A 16,335-nucleotide genomic window follows, 5' to 3' on the forward strand; every position below is an offset into this window, starting at 1 on the left:
TTTTTATTTGATATTAAGAAACCTTTATGCCTTCAGATAGTAAATAATTCAAGTTTATTGTAACATAAAAAAAGCCATGAAGTTTATTTCATGGCTTTTTTTATGTGTATAGAAAACTGTTATAATTTTACTTGTTTTGTACTTACGTGAAACTCTTCATAAGTTTCTAATAAACTCATTAAAGCTTTAATTAAATCTTTTGTTTCTAACAGTACGCTAAAGTATAAAGTGGTGTTTTTAGGGCTTGTTTCATCAGTTCTAATTCTAGCAACTTGTTTTTCAATAGAAGATCTTACACTTTGTAACAATTCTGTCTTTTCTATTAATAGGCTGTTTAAATTGTCTAATTCTCTGTTTTCAAAAATAGCCGCTTCTTTAGTTAACAAAATAGATAAAGCAACATCAATTGTTTTTAAATCTTTTATTTGCCCTTTCTTTAAGTTTTTATGATTGTTATTTACGTGTTTGTAACTAGCTCTAGAAATATAACTAATAGATTGTGCTATGTCTTGTAAATACCCTAAAACCATAATGTAAAATCTACTTGCTTCTACAGAGGTTTCGTCTAAAGATTTAATAAAATAGAAAACACCATCTTTTAAACCATCTATTTCTTCATTAAGTTTTGCAACGTGTTTATCTGTTTTACGTAATTTATTTAAATCATGATTGGCTAAATCATTTACAACATTGGTATACAATTTATTTACACGATGTATTACTTCAGAAATATGGTCTGCACTTTCTTCAATTACACCATTAATAGTAATTAATTCTGATCTTTCTATATATACTTGTTTTTTTATTTCTTTAGATCTTCTTCTGTGAATTAAGGTGTTTCTTCCAATTAAAAATGCAACTAGTGCTAATAAAATAGGAATCATAACCATATCCCAACTAATTAAATAAGCAACAAGAGCGGCTGCTAAAAAAGCAGTAATTGCGGTTAAAAACCATCCGCCAACAACGTTTATTACTCCTGCAACTCTGTAAACAGCACTTTCACGTCCCCAAGCTCTATCTGCTAAAGAAGTACCCATTGCTACCATAAAAGTTACATACGTGGTAGATAAAGGTAATTTCATAGAAGTTGCTACAGATATTAAAATACCAGCAACAATTAAGTTTACAGATGCTCTTACTAAATCGAAAGCAGGTAATTCATAGGTTTTATCTTTTGGCAATTCTATAACTGGTTTTTGAAACTTAGTATCTACATAAGACAACATTTTTTTAGGAAAAATTTTACTAATTCCAAAATTAAGACCCATTGCAAATCTTACCACAACTCTAGATAAAGGGTTTGGTTGAAATTTTTCATGACCTTCTCCTTGTCTAGATAAATCGATACCTGTTTTTATTACATTTTGTGCTTTACTAGAAGTCCATAAAGTAACTACCATAATAGCACCTGCTAATAATAATAACCAAATGTTAGAAGGTACTTTCTTCGCTAAAATACCCATAGAAAAGGCATCTGGAGCAACACCAGAAAGGTTCCAAGATTGGTAAGAGTTCCAGGCAGCAATTGGTACCCCTACAAAGTTTACCAAATCATTTCCAGAAAAAGCCATGGCTAAAGAAAAAGTACCAACTCCAATAATTAATTTTAGAATATTAATTTTAAAGAAATGGATTAAAATTTGAGAAATGATAGACCAAACAACAAAACTTCCAACGATAATTAGAAATGTATTTCCTTCTATTATATGTGCTATATCTTTATACCAAGGTGTTCCTTTCATCCCTTTTATAATAATAAAGTACGTAATTGCTGTAATAGCAAATCCTCCAAAAAGGGCGCTAATATAGGTAGGTCTCTTTTCGAAATTGAAAGAAAAAATCATCCTTGAAAAAAATTGGACAATAGCCCCTACAGAAAAAGCGACTACTACCGAGAGTAGAATACCAAAAATAATGGTAGTGGCTGTTTCATGGTTAATGTAACTCCAAATATCATTAAAAGACTGTGCGTCATTAGCAGATATTTTTATCAAAGAAATACAAACAGCAGCTCCCAAAAGTTCAAAAACTATAGAAACAGTAGTAGATGTAGGCATTCCAAGGGTATTAAAGATGTCTAGTAATAAGATATCTGTAATCATTACTGCCATAAAAATGAACATAATGTCTTGGAACATAAACATATTAGGATTAAAAATTCCTTTACGAGCAACTTCCATCATTCCGCTAGAGGTAACTGCTCCAAAAAACACACCTAAGCTTGCAATAATCATAATATTTTTTACAGATATTGCTTTTGAGCCGATGGCTGAATTTAAAAAGTTAACGGCATCATTACTAACACCTATAACTAAATCTACTATAGCTAATACAGCTAGAGCTACTAACATTAAAATATATGGATCTCCCATTTTGTTTGATTAATTTTTTTGCAAATTTATAGACTTAAAAGAATGCCTATGTTAGGTTTATGTTATCTTTTTTATTAAAAATGAATATCTACTTGTAGTCTAAATAATAGTTGGTTTGTATTAAAACCAATGTCTGTGTAACTTAAATCTGTTTGTACTTTTAATTTATGTTCAGCAATGTATTTAGACAATCCTAAAGTATATTGGTTTTCGGCACCTTTACCTGTTATATCCTTATCTAAAGAAATGTTTGTGTATCGACCAGAAACTTCTATCGTTTTAGAAAGCATATAACCAGATTGTAAATTTAATCCGTTACCTACTTGTACTTCATCTCCTGTTAAAGTACCATCAGAATTTTTTGCTAAAGGATCTTTTGCATCTCTATTTGCATATTCTGCCATAAAAGAAAATCCATTATGCTTATACATGGCATCTAAATAAAGTGTAGATATGTTAGTTTGATAAAACTCTGCACTAGAACCTTCTAAAGTACCATCTATATACATATAAGAACCTTGATTACTTTTTGTTTTAGAAGCATTGTTATTAAAATCATAGGCAACACCAAGAGATAATTTCGGTTTTTGTTCAAATTTTAAATCACTTCCTTTATAATCTCCTTTGCTTGCAAATTCTCCAAAAGGAAATAATTCTACTCTTGTAGTGTATTGGTAACCGCCCTGGTTGCCTCTGGTTATATTTCTCCCTTCACCTTGGGCAATAGAGAAAATTTCTTTTACTACAAATTTATCCGTTAGATTAAAATGATGTCTTAATTGAATTCCGATATCTCTATCAATAGTAAATCTACTATTTAATAAAGAACGATCTACCATTTGCAAATTTGCAGAAGAAATTACACGTTCTCTGTTTCCTGGTAGTTTCGTTTGTCCAAACCATAAAACAAAGTTTCCAGAGAAATTCCATTTTAAAACAGCATCTAAAATATATCTAGGAGACTCATGTGTATAATATGAAGCACCAGATTGATCTCTATTAGATAAACCTAATTCTACTTTGTATTTTAATTTAGGTGAAAAGGCAAAACCATCAAATTTTAATCGAGACCTTCTAATTAACATAGAACTTTCTGGGTTAGAAAGCCCATTACTTACATCCCATTGAGAAGTCGCAAGGGTTTGAAATCTCAATCCAACCTTCATTGTAAAAGTACTGTCTTTACCAACGAGGTTAAAAAGTCCTTTTCCAAATTTTGGCGCATTCGTTTCTTGTGCATGTACACTTAAAAAGGTACATACAATAATGAAGGTTACTACTTTACGTAGTATGGAGAATTGCATAATTATTAGTTTTTGTCACTGCAAAGAACCGTTAATTATGTTAAATTAATGTTAATAAAGTGTTATTAAAACAAAAAAACTGCCTTGGCCAAAGGCAGTCGTTCATAAATTGTAGTCGACAAAAACTAATTAAATTTATGCGAATCTTTATCTCTAAAGAATGGTCAAATATCTAATCAAAAATTAAAATGAATGTTATATCAAAATTAATAAAAGGTTAACTATTTTTATTTACTTAACATTTAGTTAATGTTTTTGTGATGCAAGCATAATTTACAACTAACATAGAGTTTACAAATGCAGTAGACTTTTGCGGGAGTAAATTATACGAAAAAATGAAGAAATTTTTATTTATTGCCTTATTAGCTTTCAGTCAATTAATAGTTGCACAAAGCAAAGGAACGTTAAAAGGTGTGTTAACGGACAAAGAAACAAATAATGAGCCGTTACCGTTCGCTAACGTACTTATTAAAGGAACCGCAATTGGTACAACTACAGATTTTGACGGAAATTACATTTTAAATGTATCCGCAGGAAAGCATACTGTAGAATTTAGTTTCTTAGGATATAAGACCGTTGAGAAATCAGTTACAATTGTAGATGGAGAATCTGTAACCCTTAATCAAATACTATCTGCAGAAGAAGGCGTTTCTTTACAAGAGGTGGTTATTAAGGCTGCTACAGCTAGAGAATCTGTTTCTGCTTTACTGCTAGACCAAAAGAAAGCAACTGTAATTAAAGAAAGTATTGGAGCGCAAACTTTAGCTAAAACCGGAGTTTCTAATGCTGCAAATGCAACTACTAAAATTTCTGGTGTTACTAAAAGTGAAGGTTCTGGAAATATTTATATAAGAGGTTTGGGAGATAGATATTTATCTACTACCATGAATGGTTTACCTATTCCTTCGGATGATGTAGAAAATAAGAATGTAAATTTAGATTTGTTTTCTACAAACATTATTCAAAATGTAGGTATTAGTAAAACCTACTCAACAACTAGTTATGCAGATCAAGGATCTGGTAATGTAGATGTAATTTCTAAAGAGTATTCTAAAAAAGGATATTCGGTTTCTGTTTCTGGTGGAACAAATACAAATGTTTTAGATGTTTCAGATTCATTTAGAAAGACAGTTATTAATAATGATGTATCTCTAGGTTTTCATAAAAAACAATATGCATTACAGAATTTAATAACACTACAAGGTTGGGATACAGAAAAAGTAACAACTCCAATAAACTACAGTGGTTCTTTTTCTGCAGGAAGAAAATTTGAAATCTTCGGAAAAGAAGTTGCTATTTTTCTTACAGGTTCTCATTCTAAATCTTTTGAATATCAAGAAGGAATTTTTAGAGCGTATAGATCTAATGTTTTAAATAAAGCGTTTCCAGATATTTCTAATGGAAGTGTTGCTGCTACAAATGATGTAGAAAGCTTTATTTCTAAAACAAATACTACAGGGTATGTAAATGTTGGAGTAAGATTAAATGATAATAACAAAATTAGATACAATACTTTATTTGTAAATAAATCTACAGATAATTTATACGAACAAGGAAGAAAAGGTTTAGGATATGTTTTTGATCAAGATCCGCAAGAAGAAGGCGCTTTTGTAAGAGACCAAAATTTTAGACAAACTACCATGTTTGTTAATCAACTTTTAGGTGAGCATAAATGGAATGAAAACAATACTTTAAATTGGGCTGGAGGTTACAATTTTGTGTTGGCAGAAGAACCAAATAGAATTAGAAATGAAGTAAATATTTTAGATATTACTACTTCTCCAGAGGTACAGTTTTCTCATGTTGGAGATTTTCAACAAAGAAAATCGAGTCAGAAAATTCAAGATACAGAGTACAATGGTTTTATAGAAAACAAATGGGCTTTGGGTGTTAAGGATGAAAATGATGATAAACCATACTCTTTAAACTATGGAGTAAATTATAGATATAAAGAAAGAACTTTTAAATCTTTATTTGTGGGTGTAAAAGCAAAAGGATATACGGCGCCATCTATAGATGAGTTATCTTCAGTATTTACTGCTACAGGGTTTAATAATGGTTTAAGTTTAAGAACTTCTCCTGCCGATAGGTTTGAAGCAGATTTAACTATTATGGCTGGTTTTGTAAACTTCGATTTTGCTTTAGATAATAAATTGTCTGGTAATTTAGGTTTCCGTTTCGAAAGAGATGAAATAAATGCTATTTGGGATGTTGCTAACTACTACGACTTAGAAAATAGTCGTGAAAGAATAGGTACTTTAAATAGAGTATACCAAAGTTTATACCCAAGTGTAAACCTAAAACTAGAATTATCAGAAAACAAATATTTGCGTTTTGCATCTAGTATTACACAAACTTTACCAGAATTTAAAGAATTATCTCCGTTTGAATATGTTTCTCCAACTGGTCGTGTTACAAAAGGAAATCCTGATTTAGAAAAATCAGAAATTTATAATTTCGATTTAAAATATGAAATGTTTCCTCAAAGAGGACAACTTTTTTCTGCAACAGCATTTTACAAACAAATTAATGATCCAATAAACTTAGCTCAAACAAGAGGTTCATCAGGATATTTTTATTACGCAAATACAGGAGAAAAAGCAACTGTTTATGGTTTAGAATTAGAAGCAAAAACAGATGTACTAAAAAATGATGATGACGAAAGTGTTTTAAACATTACTGGTAACATTACCAAAATGTGGTTAGAGCAAGATTTATTAAAAGATTTTCAATACAAAGATGTTACTACATCTAGTTTACAAGGAGCATCAGACTTTATTGCAAATGGTTCTTTAAGTTATTCTGATAATAAAGAAAAAGAATTGGTGGCAACTTTAAGTGGTAATTATTCTTCGGATAAAATTTATGTTTTGGGTTCTCCAGAAGATTTTTCTAATAGCGCATCCTTATATAATGATGAAATTATAGAAAAAGGGTTTGTTACACTAGATTTTGTAGTTAGTAAAAAATTAAGCAAAAATTTATTATTAAAATTAGTCGGTAGAAACTTGTTGAATCCAGAAATTAAACAAACACAGTTCGTTAAGGATATAAATACAGATGTAGAAACCAATAAAACTGTATTGTCTTATAAAAAAGGAAGTCAGTTAACATTAAGTGTTAAATATACTTTTTAGTCAATTAACGATTACTTAACAAAGCTATCAAAATTATAATAAATCCTAACATACTATTAATATTTAGGTAAAGAAAAGGAAAGAATAAGACCATTTCTTTGTATAAAATAACAAACATATTAAACTAAAAATGAAAAAATCAATTTTTAAAATTTTAAACATAGTAGCATTTTCTGTTGTTACTTTAACACTAACAAATTGTGGTAGTGAAGAGCCTTCTATTTTCATAGAAGAACCAACTTCAGAAGTTATCGGAAATTTAGCTTCTGGTGTAATGAATGGTAGTTTAGACGAAGATTTTACCTTAAACGCTAGTACAGTTTATAATTTAAATGCATCATTTATAGTACAATCAGGTGCAACATTAACAATTCCTGCAGGAACAAGAATACAAGCTTTAAATGGAGGAACAAGTGTATTTATTGCAGTTTTAAAAGGTGGTAAAATAGATATTCAAGGTACTGAGTCTAACCCAGTATTTATGTCTTCTGCTTCTGGTAATCCTGGAGATTGGGGAGGTTTAACAATTTGTGGAGATGCAACAACTACAGCAGGAGCTGATGCAAAAGCAGAGGTTGGTGATTTTATTTACGGAGGAACAAATGATGCAGATAATTCTGGATCTATCAATTACTTAGTAATAAAAGGAACAGGTGCTCAAATTAATGCAGATTCTCAATATAACGGAGTGTCTTTATATGCAGTAGGATCTGGAACTAAAATTAGTAATGTAGCTGTAATTAATGGTTCTGATGATGGTTTTGAGTTTTTTGGAGGTACCGTTTCTGTAAGTAATTTATACTTAGAAAATAACGAAGACGATGCTATAGATTGGACAGAAGGATGGAATGGTACTGTAGATAATGCTTATATTTCTCATACTATTGCAGGTTTTTCTACCGTTTTTGAAGGAGATAAAGCCAATAACAATCCTAAATTCAATAATATTACGGCTGTTTCTACAGTTGGTGGTACAGCTTTACAATTTAAATTACAATCTGGAGGTACAATTACAGGTTTATCATTGTCTGGTTACGATGTTTCTATAGATATGAAGGATGATGGACCTTTAGCAAATGTTCTAATTGATGGTGTTGCTGCAAACCCATTATTATCTTATACAAATACGCCAGTAACTACTGCTGCAAGTTTTACTTGGGTAAACTCAAGTGTTTCTATACCAACTTCAATTTTACAGGGAACAGTAACAAATAAAGTAACTTTAGATGCTTCTATAGTATATAGTTTAAACTCTTCTTACATCGTTCAAGATGGTGGAGAATTAGTAATTCCTGCAGGAACTAAGATAATCGCTAGAGATGGTGGAACAGGTGTTTATATAGCTGTTTTAAAAGGTGGTAAAATAGATATTCAAGGTACAGCAACAAATCCTGTTGTTATTTCTTCTTCATCAGCAACAGCTGGAGATTGGGGAGGTTTAACTATCTGTGGAGATGCAACTACTTCTGGAGGTGTTAATGCGGATGCTGAAGTAGGTGGTTTTATCTACGGAGGTACAAACGATGCAGATAGCTCTGGTTCTATTAAATATTTAGTAATTAAAGGAACTGGTGCTCAAATTAATGCAGATTCTCAATACAACGGAATTTCTTTTTACGCTGTTGGATCTGGAACTACCATAGAGAATATCTCTGTAATTAATGGAGCAGATGACGGAGTTGAGTTTTTTGGAGGAACAGTTTCTGCAAAAAATGTGTATTTAGAAAACAATGAAGATGATTCTGTAGACTGGACAGAAGGATGGAACGGAACTATAACTAATACGTATATTTCTCATACAGTTACTGGTTTTTCTACTGCATTTGAAGGAGATAAAGTAAACGGAAATCCAAAATTTGTAAACCTAACAGCTATTTCTAGTGTAGATGGTACTGCTTTGCAATTTAAGTTACAATCTGGAGCTACAATTACTAACATTTGGTTAGAAGGATATGCAAAAAATATCGACATGAAAAATGATGGTCCTTTAGCAAATGTAATTATAGATGGTTCTACAGCTTCTACAACAGCAGATTATAAAACAGGAACTAAGGTTGATGTTAGTACTTGGTCTTGGAAAAGTGCAAGCTTATAATAAAATTCAGTAATTGTAAAATTACTTAGCTATATATTTTGTAACCTCTTGAAGCCATTCGCTTCAAGAGGTTTTTTTATTTAATGTTTAACGAATACCAAATGAATTTTAATGTGATTGATGATAAAGTTGAATTGTTTTTTCTTAATATGAAATAGAAAATGGAATCATAGTCTTAGTTATGATTCTATTATATATATTAAAATATTAAGGAAAAAGAAACGAATTTAATCGATCTTTTTGATGTTTGTTTGGTATAATATGACCCTGAACACCATTATTAAATGTTTGGTAAATAAATGAAATGATTATGTTTTCCTGCAAGGTTTTAAAACCTTGTAGGTGTAAAAGCAAAAAATAAATTTGGAAAGAGTATAAATACGTGTTTAAAATGACGAGGTTATAAGTTTTATCTTAAAGTAGAGAAGATCTGAAGTCTATAATAATCATCTGCTGAGGTGTAATTATAATCCAAAAAAAACGCACTCTAAAGTGCGTTTTTTTGTCAATCTGAATTTATTTCAGATTCTTATGGTATTTACTTTTAGTAAGTTGAGATACTGAAACAAGTTTAGTATTACAAGATGTAATACTTTTGTAAAGTAAAAAAGTAATTAGAATCTCCAACCAACATTTACACCTAATCTAGGTACTAACGTAGGTGAATCTGACCCAAATAAGTTTCTACCAAGACCAGCGTGTATATCAATAGTTAAACCACTTTCTGTAATATACTTGGTACCAACAGCAACTCCTAAAGCGCCATCTGTGTATTTGTCATAAGAAACACCACTACCACCATTGTCAGGCTTTTCTTCTTTTCCAGCATTAATTCCTAGAAAAGCTTCACCAAAAAAGTTCCATTGGTCATTTTTAGAAAAATAATTACGATAATATGGTGTAATCATAGTATTTTCATTATACCTAAAATTAGCGTCCTGTTTTGCTAAGTTAAATAAAGCAGAAACACCAAAAGAAGAAGTCTCTGTGATATAGTTTTCATAAGAAAACTCTAAACTCTTTATAACCAATGCGTCTCCAATGTCTAATTTAATTTCTTGTTGTGCGTAACTTAAAGAACTGATTAACAGTCCGAAAGCCAAAAGTAATTTTTTCATGTTTTTAATTTTATGAATAACGTTTTTTTTAAACTTTAATTATGTTGCAAACTTAGTAAATAAGATTGATTTAGAATCTATATCCTAAAGAGATTCCACCTCTACCCACGGCCTCTAAAGAACTGTTATCTCCTCCTAAATTACGACCTACTCCTAAATATATTTCTGTAGTAAACCCTTTTTTAGAAATAAATTTCCCTCCAACAGAAATACCAACAGCAAATTCTGTTTTGGTGTCTCCGTTATAAGAACTATTATAATTTCCATAACCATCAAGATAATAGTCGTAATTATTATTCTTATAAGAGTGTAACATTCCAAAACCTTCCACAAAAAAACCTCTAGCAAATTTGTTAGAAAAATATCTTCTGTAATACGGTGTTAAAGAAAACTTTCTGTACTCATCTATATCTTCATTATTGTCAAAACCTACTAATACTCCAACACCAAAAGAGGATTCATCATTAATTAAATATTCATAAGAAACATCTAACCATTCAAATGCTAAAAGGCCAAAAGCATTTAATTTTACTTCGTGCTTTTTATTGATGTCTTGTGGGTATTTTTCTTCTTTTTCTTGTGCTATTGAAATAGCAGAAATAAATAATAGCACTAATAGCGTAATGTTTTTCATTTTCATTTTTTTTGGTTGATAATGCAAACGTATCAAAAAACGATCCGAAAATCTAAAAAATAACACAAATTAAAAACCTGAAATTATCTTGTATTTAATGTATTAAAAATGTTTACGCTCCATTAAAATCATTAGATAACATAAACCCTCCTTGAATAAGTATTTTCTTTCCTTTTAAAATATCTGGATTTAATATTTGTGCGTTGTTTTCATCTTGCACACCAATCTTTAATTTTACTTTTTCAAAGATATAATTAGCATCCTTTTGTTGTTTTAAAACCAATGCAAAATAGAGGTCTCCACTTTTTTTAAGTGCACTTTTTGGTAATGATATTTCTTTTTTAGAATCACAAATTATATCAGCTTCAATATACATGCCTGAAATAAAATTAGTAGCTTTTTCATCATTAATATGACCATGCACCTTAATAGTTCTGTCTTTATTTATAGATGTACCCACCAAATGCACTTCTGCATCAAATATTTCATTAGAAGATTCTGGTATTTTAAATTTTATTTTTTGGTCTTTTTTTATTTTTAAAATATCTTTTTCAAAAACAGCTAATTCTAAATGAATATGATCTGTATTTATAATTTCTAACAATTCGCTTGCTGAAGAAACAAAAGAGCCACTACTTACATTCACTTTTGTAATATATCCGCCAATTGGTGCGTATAAATTGATGGTTGCTGTTATTTGTCCTTTATCTACTGCATTCGGATTGATATTCATCATTTGTAATTTTTGACGCAATCCGTTATAACTTGCTAAACTAACTTTGTACGTACTTTCTGCTTGTAAGTAATTTTTTTTGGAAGTAATATTTTCATCAAACAAAGTTTTTTGTCTGTTGAATTCATTTTTCAGAAAATTCAATTGTGCAGAAATTTCTAAATATTGCTGCTGAATTTCTATAAACTCGGTGTTTTTTAAACTGGCTATTAATTGTCCTTTTTTGACTTTATCGCCCACTAAAAGTGGAATTTTAGTTACATAACCCCCCACAAAAGTACTTACACTCGATTTATTCTCTGGCGGAACATCGATGGTGCCATTTGCTTTTATTACGGTATTAAAAGCTTGTTCTGAAAGCGAACCTAATTGCATGTTTTCGCTTTTGAATTGTTGCTCGCTTATTTCAATTAAATTGTTGTTTACTACAATTTCTTCACTGTTTTCTGTTGCTTTTTCTTTATTTCCGCAGGCTAAAAAAAGCACCGAAAATAAAAGGATATATGTGTATTTCATTTTTTTATAAATTTGTAATTATTATTTATTGAATCAACTTTAAAAAGTATTTAAAATAAGATAGTTTATCTTGATAACCGTTTGGTTGTACGCATTTAAATTGTCTAGATACGAAAGCTCAATATCTTTGGCCGTTTCTAAACTTTGTATGTATTGAAAAAAATCAATTTCACCCTCTTTAAATGTTCTGTTAGCGGTTTTAATAATCTCATCTTTCAAATTTCTTCCTTGTAAATCGTAATAATTAATGGCTTCTTTATATTGCTGTAAAGTTGCTAAAAGAGCGTTGTGCTCAGATTCTAGTTTCACTTTATAATCTTGTTGTTGCTCTAAAACAATTTCTTCAGAAATTTTTGAAGCTTTTATTTTGGAAGCATTTCCAGAAAAGAACAACGGAATTTTTAATCCTATTTGATAGCCTTTAATAGGGCTTTTTAAGAGATTATTTGTGCCTTGAAAATATTCTAAACTAATATCTGGCAACAGGTTTTGTTTTTCCTTTTGAGACAAAGCATTTTGATAGTTTTTAACGTCATTAAAATATTGAATGCCTAAATTATCTTTGGTTGATATTTGTTGTACTTCTAATTTCTGAAGCGGCTGATTCAAAATATTTAAAGTATCAATCTGTACAATACTTTTTAATTGATTGGTTGCTAATACAATTTCTTGCAAAGACTGTTTGTAGACGGTTTCTAACTGTTTTTGTTTCGATTTAGCAGTAATCATTTCTAAATAATTGGTTTCACCCAACTCAAACCTACGTGCTGCTTTTTTTGCAAAATCTTGATACAAGCTATCTAAAAATCGATAGGTTTCAGCCTTATTTTTAGCATAACTGAGTTGATAATAATTTGCATACACCGCTTTTTTAATTTGCTGAACTTGAATGTTATAATTTGTTTCTTCAATTAAAACTTTTCTTTTGTTTATTTTTTTATCAGCAAAATAAACTGTCGGAAATTTAAAGTCTTGTGCAACTCCAACTATTTTTAAAGGTTGATTGTTTGTTGCTAAATTATTTTCATCATAATTATAGTAAACAGCAGTTTTATCAAAACTAAAAGCACTTCCCACCAAAGCCTTGCTTTCGTCTATTTTTAAATTAGAAGCTTTTAAACTGGTATTATTTTTTAAAGCCAAGTTTAATGTTTCTTCCACCGTTAATTTAGATTGCGCATTTGCACTTATCATCAAAAACAAACCAATTACAGTTAAAGCTCCTTTTTTATTGAGTTTGATCGATTTTTTCTCTTCAAACCAAGCGTATAAAACGGGTAAAACAATTAAGGTTAAAATAGTAGCTGTTACCAAACCACCAATTACTACAGTTGCTAAAGGACGTTGTACTTCTGCGCCTGCATTGGTAGAAATGGCCATCGGTAAAAAACCTAGTGCAGCGGCTGCAGCAGTTAGTAAAACAGGTCTTAATCGTTCTGCGGTTCCGCGTTTTATACGTTCTTCAATATCGTCCATTCCTTCTTCTTTTAGCTCTTTAAAATGCTCTATCAATACAATACCATTTAATACGGCAATACCAAATAAGGCAATAAAACCAACACCAGCAGAAATACTAAAAGGCAAACCACGCAGCCATAATAATAAAACGCCTCCTACGGCGGATAACGGAATGGCAGAATAGACCAATAAAGCTTCTTTTATAGAGCCAAATGCAAAATAGAGTAGTAGAAATATTAAGGTTAGTGCAATAGGTACTGCAACTTTTAAACGAGCTTTGGCGCTTTGTAAATTTTCAAATTGTCCGCCATACGTAACGCTATAGCCAACGGGTAATTTCAAATTTTTGTCAATAATAGCTCTAACATCGTCTACTACAGATTGTAAATCTCTGTTTCTTACGTTTACACCCACTACAATTCTACGTTTTGTGTCATCTCTAGATATTTTTGCTGGTCCTGTGGTGTATTTAATATCAGCCAATTCACTTAAAGGAATTTTATTTCCATCGGGTGTGTCTACATATAAATGCGCTAGACTTGATAAGTCTTTTCTATTATTTTCATCTAAACGAAGCACCAAATCAAAACGTTTTTCGCCTTCAAAAACATTACCCACGGTACCGCCTGCAAAACCCATAGAAATTAATTGATTTACATCAGAAATATTTAAACCATAACGTGCAATTTTACTTCTGTTAAAAGTGACACTCATTTGCGGCAAGCCTTCTACTTTTTCAATAATAATATCAGAAGCGCCTTCTACGTTTTTAATCAATTCTTTTATTTCATCTGCTTTGGTAGCTAAAACAGATAAATCGTCTCCAAATACTTTAATAGCAACATCTGCTCTAACACCTGTAATTAATTCGTTAAAACGCATTTCTATAGGTTGAGTAAACTCAACTTCCATATCAGGAATTATGGCTAAGGCTTCTTTAAATTTATCTGCTAATTCGTCTTTACTATTTGCAGAAACCCATTCGCCTTTAGGCTTAAGTTTTATAATAACATCACTTTCTTCCATAGACATTGGGTCTGTAGGTACTTCTGCAGCACCAATTCTACTCACCACTTGGTCTACTTCTGGGAAATTATCTAAAAGAATTTGCTCTATTTTTGTGGTGATTTCAATGGTTTTTCCTAACGAAGTTCCCGTTTTTAATACAGGTTGAATTACAAAATCACCTTCATCTAAGGTTGGTACAAATTCGCCTCCCATGGTTGTAAACAAGAAAATACTCGATGTTAAAAGAAATCCCGCTAAACTAAGTACTATTTTTTTATGCTGTAAAGCCCAATGAATAGAAGGTTTGTACCATGAATTTAAGATCTTCATTAAACGTACTGAAATATTTTTATCACTAGGTTTACTCGGTTTTAAAAATAAGGAAGAGACAACGGGTACGTAGGTTAAACATAATAACATAGCACCAATTAATGCAAAACTAAAGGTTAATGCCATTGGTTTAAACATTTTTCCTTCCACACCACTTAATGACAAAATAGGGATGAAAACAATCAAAATAATTAATTGTCCAAAAATGGCCGAATTCATCATTTTTGAAGCGCTTTTTAAGGTAATTGCATCGATTTCATCTTGTTTGGCTCTTTTGCCTAAAGATTTTAATTTGTCGCTTTCTGTAATAATTCTAAAAGCAATAAACTCTACAATTATGACGGCTCCGTCAATAATAATTCCAAAATCGATGGCACCAAGACTCATTAAATTGGCATCTACACCAAAAAGATTCATCAATGAAATAGTAAATAATAAACTTAAAGGAATAACGGATGCTACCACCAATCCAGAACGAAGGTTTCCTAATAATAAGACCACTACAAAGATGACAATCAGCGACCCTAAAATTAAGTTTTCGGAAACGGTAAAAGTTGTTTTGTCTATTAATTCGCTACGTTCTAAAAATCCGTTGATAAAAACGCCTTCTGGCAAACTACCTTGTATGGAAGCTACACGTTCTTTTACGGCGTCAATAATTGCTTTGGAGTTGCCGTCTTTCAGCATCATAACTTGTCCGAGTACTTTTTCTCCTTGTCCGTTTCCGGTAATGGCACCAAAACGGGTAGCGCTTCCAAAACCTACTTTGGCTATGTCTTTTATGTAAATAGGAGTGCCTTCATTTTTAACCACAATATTGCCAACATCTTCAAGCGATTTTATCAAACCTTCTCCTCTAATAAAAAAGGTTTCGTTGGTTTTTTCAATATATCCACCACCTGCAACACTATTATTTTTTTCTAATGCCTCATAAATTTCGGATACAGAAATATCCATTGCATTTAACTTATTCGGATTAATGGCAACTTCATATTGTTTTAAAAAACCTCCCCAAGTATTAATTTCAACAACACCTGGAATTCCCGATAACTGTCGTTTTACAATCCAATCTTGGATAGTTCTTAATTCTGTGGGAGAATATTGGTTTTCATACCCTGGTTTAACATCTAATATATATTGATAAATTTCTCCTAAACCTGTGGTAATGGGCCCCATTTCTGGTGTTCCGAATCCTTGTGGAATTTTTTCTGAAGCCGATTTTATTTTTTCGGCAATTAATTGTCGTGGTAAATAAGTACCCATATCATCGCTAAAAACAATGGTTACAACAGATAAACCAAATTTAGAAACAGAACGAATTTCTTCTACTCCCGGTAAATTCGCCATTTCTAACTCTACCGGATAGGTAATAAATTGCTCTACATCTTGGGTAGATAAATTACGAGATGTGGTAATAACTTGTACTTGATTGTTGGTAATGTCCGGCACAGCACCAATAGGAATTCTCGTTAAAGAGAAAATTCCGAAACCAATAATAAATGCCGTGAAAAGGAAAGTAATTAGCTTATGTTTTAAGCTGATTTTTATAATGTTTTCTAACATAATTCATAAAAATTAAGAAATAAATAAATTCCTGGTTTCCGTTTATGTGTTAAACGAATCCAGA

Annotated in this window: 8 protein-coding genes; 2 read left to right on the plus strand and 6 right to left on the minus strand. The window is 30.9% G+C overall.

Going from position 1 to position 16,335, the window contains the following annotated elements:
• Positions 1–119: 119 nt before the first annotated feature.
• Positions 120–2,375: an inorganic phosphate transporter gene (locus tag MPF19_RS15350; RefSeq protein ID WP_203393188.1), complete on the minus strand. Its 2,256-nt coding sequence runs from the start codon at positions 2,373–2,375 to the stop codon at positions 120–122.
• A gap of 74 nt (positions 2,376–2,449) precedes the next feature.
• A complete protein-coding gene (locus tag MPF19_RS15355) occupies positions 2,450–3,679 on the minus strand; it encodes a porin (protein ID WP_249989000.1) in 1,230 nt (409 codons plus the stop codon).
• A 335-nt stretch (positions 3,680–4,014) separates the two neighbouring features.
• Between MPF19_RS15355 and MPF19_RS15360 the strand changes: the two genes are divergently transcribed.
• Complete coding sequence (locus MPF19_RS15360) at positions 4,015–6,816, plus strand: TonB-dependent receptor (protein ID WP_249989002.1); 2,802 nt, start codon at positions 4,015–4,017, stop codon at positions 6,814–6,816.
• Positions 6,817–6,946: 130 nt separating this feature from the next.
• The gene (locus MPF19_RS15365) at positions 6,947–8,911 is read left to right on the plus strand and encodes a beta-helix domain-containing protein (protein WP_249989004.1); all 1,965 of its coding nucleotides are present in this window, start codon (positions 6,947–6,949) and stop codon (positions 8,909–8,911) included.
• Between the two features lie 614 nt (positions 8,912–9,525).
• On the opposite strand, the gene MPF19_RS15370 is transcribed toward MPF19_RS15365, so the two are convergent.
• From MPF19_RS15370 to MPF19_RS15385, 4 genes are all read right to left on the minus strand, one after another.
• Positions 9,526–10,029, minus strand: a complete 504-nt coding sequence (locus tag MPF19_RS15370; RefSeq protein ID WP_249989005.1) for a DUF3575 domain-containing protein — start codon at positions 10,027–10,029, stop codon at positions 9,526–9,528.
• A gap of 70 nt (positions 10,030–10,099) precedes the next feature.
• Positions 10,100–10,663: a DUF3575 domain-containing protein gene (locus MPF19_RS15375; RefSeq protein WP_203393183.1), complete on the minus strand. Its 564-nt coding sequence runs from the start codon at positions 10,661–10,663 to the stop codon at positions 10,100–10,102.
• A gap of 112 nt (positions 10,664–10,775) precedes the next feature.
• The gene (locus MPF19_RS15380) at positions 10,776–11,912 is read right to left on the minus strand and encodes an efflux RND transporter periplasmic adaptor subunit (protein ID WP_249989013.1); all 1,137 of its coding nucleotides are present in this window, start codon (positions 11,910–11,912) and stop codon (positions 10,776–10,778) included.
• A gap of 39 nt (positions 11,913–11,951) precedes the next feature.
• A complete protein-coding gene (locus MPF19_RS15385; RefSeq protein WP_249989020.1) occupies positions 11,952–16,271 on the minus strand; it encodes a CusA/CzcA family heavy metal efflux RND transporter in 4,320 nt (1,439 codons plus the stop codon).
• Between the last annotated feature and the right edge of the window lie 64 nt (positions 16,272–16,335).

Source organism: Polaribacter sp. Z014, from assembly GCF_023555435.1.
In the GTDB taxonomy this organism is placed as follows: Bacteria; Bacteroidota; Bacteroidia; order Flavobacteriales; family Flavobacteriaceae; genus Polaribacter.

Excerpts from the sequence above, each read along its gene's own strand:
- MPF19_RS15380 (WP_249989013.1), bottom strand. The coding sequence starts at position 11,912 with ATGAAATACACATATATCCTTTTATTTTCGGTGCTTTTTTTAGCCTGC.
- MPF19_RS15365 (WP_249989004.1), top strand. The coding sequence starts at position 6,947 with ATGAAAAAATCAATTTTTAAAATTTTAAACATAGTAGCATTTTCTGTT.
- MPF19_RS15375 (WP_203393183.1), bottom strand. The coding sequence starts at position 10,663 with ATGAAAAACATTACGCTATTAGTGCTATTATTTATTTCTGCTATTTCA.
- MPF19_RS15385 (WP_249989020.1), bottom strand. The coding sequence starts at position 16,271 with ATGTTAGAAAACATTATAAAAATCAGCTTAAAACATAAGCTAATTACT.
- MPF19_RS15370 (WP_249989005.1), bottom strand. The coding sequence starts at position 10,029 with ATGAAAAAATTACTTTTGGCTTTCGGACTGTTAATCAGTTCTTTAAGT.
- MPF19_RS15350 (WP_203393188.1), bottom strand. The coding sequence starts at position 2,375 with ATGGGAGATCCATATATTTTAATGTTAGTAGCTCTAGCTGTATTAGCT.
- MPF19_RS15355 (WP_249989000.1), bottom strand. The coding sequence starts at position 3,679 with ATGCAATTCTCCATACTACGTAAAGTAGTAACCTTCATTATTGTATGT.
- MPF19_RS15360 (WP_249989002.1), top strand. The coding sequence starts at position 4,015 with ATGAAGAAATTTTTATTTATTGCCTTATTAGCTTTCAGTCAATTAATA.